The organism is Macellibacteroides fermentans (genome assembly GCF_013409575.1).
Classification (GTDB): domain Bacteria; phylum Bacteroidota; class Bacteroidia; order Bacteroidales; family Tannerellaceae; genus Macellibacteroides; species Macellibacteroides fermentans.
Genome location: NZ_JACCCY010000001.1, coordinates 1,197,336 through 1,204,208, shown reverse-complemented (window position 1 = coordinate 1,204,208; position 6,873 = coordinate 1,197,336). Strand labels below are relative to the sequence as shown.

Genomic DNA, 6,873 nt, shown 5'->3' with positions numbered 1-6,873 from the left:
CGTTCAGGAGGGAGAAACTGCACCGGTGGGAGCTGTTGTAGCGCTTGTATTGCTGGAGGGAGAGACCGATGATTCTGTTTCCACAGATGACCAGAATACAGCTAATAAGGAGTCGGCAGAGCCAGTTCCTGCCCAACATACGGAAGCCCCCGTGGCCGACCGTTGGTATTCGCCGGTTGTTTTGCGTCTGGCAAATGAGGCCGGCATACAGCAAGACGAATTGAATCGCATTCCCGGAACCGGATTTGAAGGCCGTCTAAGTAAAAAAGACATCAAAGATTATATCGAGATCAAGCAGAGCGGCAAGACATCGGTAGCGCGAAAGGAGACAAAAACAGCGTCGGAACAAAAGGTGGCTGTTCCGCAGGAAAGCAAACCTGGTACAACTGCCGCACCCGCTGCTCCGGCAAAAACAGCACCGTCTGTTCCTGTAGGCGCTGGAGATGAGGTGAAAGAGATGAACTTCGTGAGACGGATTATAGCCGACCGGATGGTGGAATCAAAGAGAATCTCTCCACACGTAACAACCGTAATCGAAGTTGATGTTACCAAGCTGGTACGTTGGCGCGACAAGCATAAAGACGATTTCAAACGTCAGGAAGGTATCAACCTCACTTACATGCCGGCCTTTGTAGAAGCTGTATCCAAGGCGCTGATCGAATTCCCGCAGGTAAATGCTTCGGTGGACGGATACAATGTAATTTTGAAAAAGAATATCAATGTAGGTATCGCTGTATCACTTAATGATGGTAACCTGATTGTTCCAGTAATTCATAATTCCGACAGGTTGAGTCTGAGCGGTCTTGCACACTCTATCGATTCGCTGGCACTGAAGGCAAGGGCCAATAAACTGTCGGCAGACGATATTCAGGGAGGTACTTTTACGATCACCAACTTTGGTTCGTTCAAGAACATCTTCGGTACGCCTATCATCAACCAGCCCGAAGTTGCGATCCTTGCTGTAGGTTATATAGAAAAGAAGCCGGCCGTGGTTGAAACTCCCGAAGGCGATGTAATAGCAATCCGCCACAAGATGTATTTATCCCTGTCGTACGACCATCGCATTATAGACGGATCGCTGGGAGGTGCATTCCTTAAACGTGTGGCCGATTACCTGGAGGCATGGGAAGCCTGATTCGAATATAAAACTGTGGTAAAATAATAAACAAATAAAGATGAATAAATTCGATATAAAAACAACCGATAAGGAAATGCTAAAGAAGTGGTTCCACCTGATGACGCTCGGTCGGGCCATCGACGAGAAGGCTCCGGCCTATTTACTTCAGTCGCTGGGCTGGTCATACCATGCCCCTTATGCCGGACATGACGGTATTCAGCTGGCAATGGGACAGGTGTTCAGGAAAAATATGGACTTCATGTTCCCCTATTACAGAGATATGCTTACGGTTTTATCTGCCGGCCTAACAGCCGAGGAGATTATCCTGAACGGTTTATCCAAAGCGACCGACCCGGCCAGTGGCGGAAGACATATGTCCAACCACTTTGCCAAACCGGAATGGAACATCCAAAACGTATCTTCGGCCACCGGTAATCATGATCTGCATGCCGTTGGGGTGGCACGGGCAATGGTGTATTACGGTCACAAAGGAGTGGTGATTACTTCCCACGGTGAGGCTTCTACCTCCGAAGGGTATGTATACGAGGCTATCAACGGTGCCAGCAAGGAGCAACTCCCTGTCATATTTGTAATACAAGACAATGGTTATGGTATTTCGGTGCCAAAGAAAGACCAGACGGCCAACCGTAAGGTGGCGGCCAACTTTACCGGATTCAAGAATCTGAAGATAATCTATTGCAACGGAAAGGATGTTTTCGACTCAATGAATGCGATGACCGAAGCTCACGAATATGCAGTAAGAACCCATTGTCCGGTTATTGTGCATGCAAACTGTGTACGTATCGGTTCACACTCAAACTCAGATAAGCATGTACTTTATCGTGATGAAGAAGAGCTTTCGTATGTAAAAGCTGCCGATCCATTGCACAAATTTCATCGTCTGCTGATTCGCTACAACCGTTTTACGGAAGAGGAGTTGGTCAAGATTCAGGAAGAATCTAAAAAGGAATTATCGGCTGCCCATAAAAAGGCGATTGCCGCTCCGGATCCGGATCCTTCAACCGTATTTGATTTTGTGATGCCGGAACCATACAAGGCGGAAAAATATCCGGACGGCACACATCAGAAAGAAGGCGAGAAGGTAAATCTGGTTACTGCCATCAACGAAACCCTCAAAGCAGAATTCCGCTACAATCCGGATACTTTCTTATGGGGGCAGGATGTTGCAAACAAAGAAAAGGGAGGCGTTTTTAACGTAACCAAGGGGATGCAGCAGGAGTTTGGGATCTCACGGGTCTTTAACGCACCGATTGCAGAAGATTTTATTGTTGGTACAGCCAACGGAATGAGCCGCTTCGATCCCAAAATACGTATTGTGATTGAAGGAGCCGAATTTGCTGATTATTTCTGGCCGGCAATCGAACAGTATGTAGAATGTACGCACGACTACTGGCGGAGTAACGGACAGTTTGTTCCGAATGTAACTTTACGTCTGGCTTCGGGAGGATATATCGGAGGTGGTATCTACCATTCGCAGAACCTGGAAGGAGCCTTGTCTACTTTGCCCGGTGCCCGTATCGTATATCCTTCGTTTGCCGATGATGCCGCCGGATTGCTCCGCACCAGCATGCGATCTAAAGGTTTTACGCTATTTCTGGAACCCAAGGCTCTGTATAATTCATTGGATGCTGCCTGCGTTGTTCCCGATGATTTTGAAGTACCATTCGGGAAAGCCCGTATACGCAGAAGCGGCAGCGATTTAACAATTATCACGTATGGTAATACCACTCATTTGTGTCTCAAGGTTGCCGAACGCCTGGCTAACGATAAAGTGGCCAATTGCGAGGTGATCGATTTGCGATCGTTGATACCGCTGGACAAGGAGACAATTTTCGAATCCGTAAAGAAAACCAGCAAAGTGCTGATCGTTCACGAAGATAAAGTCTTCTCAGGCTTTGGAGCTGAGCTGGCTGCTACCATCGGAACCGAATTATTCCAACACCTGGATGCCCCGATTCAACGCGTTGGATCCGTCTTTACTCCGGTTGGTTTCCATCCTGTTCTCGAAAAGGCAATTTTGCCCGATGCTGACCGTATATACAAGGCTGCCAGCGATCTGCTGGCTTATTGAGAGCATTGAGTATATTTGTTCAACAAGTAATTAATGACTACAAAAGATAGATTATGAAGAAAATAGGAATGTTTTATGGAACCAATACGGTTAAGACCGCTTTGGTTGCCAAAGAGATTAAAGAGGCATTCGGAGATGCGGAGATCGATGTGGTATCTGTTGAAAGTGCCGCCGGAAAGGAGTTCGAGCAATACGACAACCTGATTGTGGGAGCTGCCACCTGGTTCGACGGCGAATTGCCTTCCTACTGGGATGAACTGGTGCCCGAACTTGATTCGCTGGTATTGAAGGGGAAGAAAGTTGCCGTATTCGGACTGGGAGATCAGGTAAATTATCCCGAAAACTTTGTGGATGGGATTGGTATTCTGGCAGATTTTATGGTTTCTTCCGGAGCTACACTGGTAGGAAAAACATCCACCGAAGGATATCTTTTTGAACAGTCGCGGGCGTTGAGGGACGGACAATTCCTCGGATTGGCCATTGATATAGAGAATCAGTCCAGTCAAACCCATCAACGTATAAAGGATTGGGTGGAACAACTCAGAAAAGAGTTTAATTAAGGATAAGATCGTCCGGAGTGGTAATGCAGAAATATTCCCTTCGGACGATTTTTTTTAGATGCCATCTCCATTGTGTTTCAGATTATTTTGCTAAGTTTACGACATTATGTAACCTCAAAAAATCTTTTACAATGGATAATGCTATTTTCAGATTTGCCAAACCGATCAATGAACCTGTAAAAAGTTATGCTCCCGGCACAGCCGAAAAAATTGCCCTGAAACAGATGCTCGGTCAGCTTTCATCCGAACAATGGGACATTCCCCTTATCATCGGAGGTAAAGAGATCCGGACCGGAGATACCGGCAAGGTGGTGATGCCTCATAATCATAAACATGTATTGGCTACGTATCATAAAGCCGGTCCTAAAGAGGTGCAAATGGCTATCGATGCAGCCGTAAAAGCGCAGAAGGAATGGTCGGATCTGCCCTGGGTGGAGAGAGCTTCGGTTATGATGCGCATTGCCGAACTTATTTCTACCAAGTACCGGTACGCCGTGAATGCCTCGGTGATGTTGGGCCAAAGTAAAAATCCGATGCAGGCCGAGATCGATGCACCTTGCGAGCTGATCGATTTTTTACGATTCAGCGCTTTCTATGCCGGACAGATTTATGCCGATCAGCCTTACTCGGATACAGGTATTCTTAACCGTATGGAATACCGGGCCCTCGAAGGTTTTGTTTTCACGCTCACTCCGTTCAATTTTACCTCTATAGCCTCCAACCTCAACCTGGCTCCGGCCATGATGGGTAATACCGCGGTCTGGAAACCATCTACAACCGCCATATATTCCAACTATATTTTGATGAAAATCTTCCACGAAGCCGGATTACCCGACGGTGTGGTAAATTTTATTCCCGGTCAGGGTAGCGTAATAGGGAAGGTTGTAACCCAGAGTCCCGATTTAGCCGGATTCCACTTTACCGGCTCTACCGGAACCTTCAACACCCTTTGGCGTGCTATCGGAGAGAATCTTGGAACCTATAAATCTTATCCCCGCATTGTAGGCGAAACCGGAGGAAAGAACTTTATCTTTGTACATGCTTCCGCCCCCGCCGAAGATGTGGCAACAGCCATTGTGCGCGGTGCTTTCGAATATCAGGGACAGAAATGTTCTGCAGCGTCGCGTGCCTATATTCCTTCTTGCCTATGGGCAAACGTGAAAGAGCGGGTAGGTGCGATGCTTCAATCCATCCGGATGGGAGATGTAACCGATTTCACCAACTTTGTAAATGCGGTTATCGACGAGGCCTCTTTCGACAATATCATGGATTACATCAACTACGCCAAACAATCGCCCGATGCCACCGTTCTTTTTGGAGGTAACGGAGATAAAACCGAAGGATATTACATCGAACCTACTGTGATTGTAACAACCGATCCTACCTTTAAAACAATGACGGAAGAGATTTTTGGTCCGGTTATCACTATCTATGTTTACGATGAAAGTCAATACGAGGAGACTTTGGCGCTCTGCGACAGAACTTCACCGTACGGCCTTACCGGATCTATCTTTGCCCGCGACCGCTACGCAATCGATAAAGCCTTTAAATTGCTCCGTTATTCTGCAGGCAATTTCTATATAAACGACAAACCTACAGGTGCAGTAATTGCACAACAACCGTTTGGGGGATCAAGAGCTTCGGGTACAAACGACAAAGCCGGCGGACCATTGAACCTGGTTCGGTGGACCAACCCGCGTACCATCAAGGAGACCTATGTTTCGCCAACGCATTACGGTTATCCGTTTCTTGGCGAAAAATAAAAACGACCGATCTTAAAATCTAATAACATGCTTGACTTTTCTAATACTGAAATTGCCTTTTCGCATAAATCGGATGCCGATTTACGGAATGCCGACTGCTTGTTTCGTGCCATAAAACAACCGTTTATTGTAAAGTGTGGCAAAGGTCTTGCTCAACTGGCCCTGGGAATCAATTTCCCGGTGGCCTGGGCAGTAAAGCCTACCTTGTTCAAACAGTTTGTGGGGGGAGAAACCCTGAAAGACTGTACACGCTCTATGGAGCAGCTCCAAAAGTTCAATGTAAAATCTATTCTGGATTATTCTGCCGAGGGCGGACAAAGTGAACAGGATATCCGGTATAGTTACGAAGAGACACTTCGTTCCATCGATTTTGCCCGGAACAATCCTACCATCGCCTATACGGTTTTTAAACCTTCGGCTATGGTTACTGATGAACTTCTTGCCAAAGCTTCCGAAAAGCCGGAGACTCTTACGGCTGCTGAGGCGAAAGAGTTTGCCAGATTCAGGAAACGCTTTATGTCTTTATGCGAACGTGCTTACAAAAACGATGTACGTATTCTGGTGGATGCCGAAGATTATTGTTTTCAGGATGCTATCGACCGGCTAACGGAAGAGGCGATGCGTTTGTTTAATAGCAAACGCGCCATTGTATTTGCTACATTGCAGATGTATCGTCACGATCGGATGCCCTATTTGCAGAAGATATGGGACGACAGCCGGAAATATAATTACATAGCCGGAATTAAATTTGTACGCGGTGCCTACATGGAAGCCGAACGAGCCAGGGCCAGCGAGATGGGATATCCGGATCCAATCTGCAAAGACAAGCAGGCTACCGACGATAACTACAACGCAGGTCTTGCTTTTGTTGTGGACCATATCGATTGTATGGAACTGTTTAGCGGTACGCACAATGAATACAGTAATTTATATCTGGCCGAGCTGATGGCTAAAAAGGGGATACAACCAAACGATACACGTATCTTTTTTGCCCAGCTGTATGGAATGAGCGATAATATTTCGTTTAACCTGGCCAATGCCGGTTACTGTGTAGCCAAGTATGTGCCTTATGCTCCTGTAAAAAAAGTGTTGCCCTACCTGATACGTCGTGCAGAGGAAAATACCTCTATGGCCGGACAGACTGGTAGAGAACTTCGGATGATAGAACGGGAGTTGGACAGACGTAAACAAAAGCGATCTGCTGTTGCTAATCCCTCATAAGTCGGGTCCTTTAGGATGGATTTTGTGAAAGTGTCTAGACTTTCAGTAGAATCATCTCTGATATGTCTGGTTTCTCAGTTTAAAGAATCAAAAAGTGTCTACTTAATTTAGTAAAAGTCA

At 46.5% G+C, this 6,873-nt stretch carries 5 protein-coding genes; all 5 read left to right on the top strand.

The features are described 5' to 3' along the window. Positions 1 to 1,135: dihydrolipoamide acetyltransferase family protein (locus tag F5613_RS05090; RefSeq protein ID WP_179398914.1), on the top strand; the 1,135-nt coding region annotated here is incomplete at its 5' end. Between the two features lie 40 nt (positions 1,136 to 1,175). After that, a complete protein-coding gene (locus F5613_RS05085) occupies positions 1,176 to 3,209 on the top strand; it encodes an alpha-ketoacid dehydrogenase subunit alpha/beta (protein ID WP_179398913.1) in 2,034 nt (677 codons plus the stop codon). Between the two features lie 53 nt (positions 3,210 to 3,262). After that, positions 3,263 to 3,769, top strand: a complete 507-nt coding sequence (locus tag F5613_RS05080; protein WP_079683958.1) for a flavodoxin — start codon at positions 3,263 to 3,265, stop codon at positions 3,767 to 3,769. Positions 3,770 to 3,900: 131 nt separating this feature from the next. Beyond that, positions 3,901 to 5,532: an L-glutamate gamma-semialdehyde dehydrogenase gene (gene pruA / locus F5613_RS05075; RefSeq protein WP_179398912.1), complete on the top strand. Its 1,632-nt coding sequence runs from the start codon at positions 3,901 to 3,903 to the stop codon at positions 5,530 to 5,532. Between the two features lie 27 nt (positions 5,533 to 5,559). Then, positions 5,560 to 6,753, top strand: a complete 1,194-nt coding sequence (locus F5613_RS05070) for a proline dehydrogenase family protein (protein ID WP_079683960.1) — start codon at positions 5,560 to 5,562, stop codon at positions 6,751 to 6,753. Positions 6,754 to 6,873 lie beyond the last annotated feature (120 nt).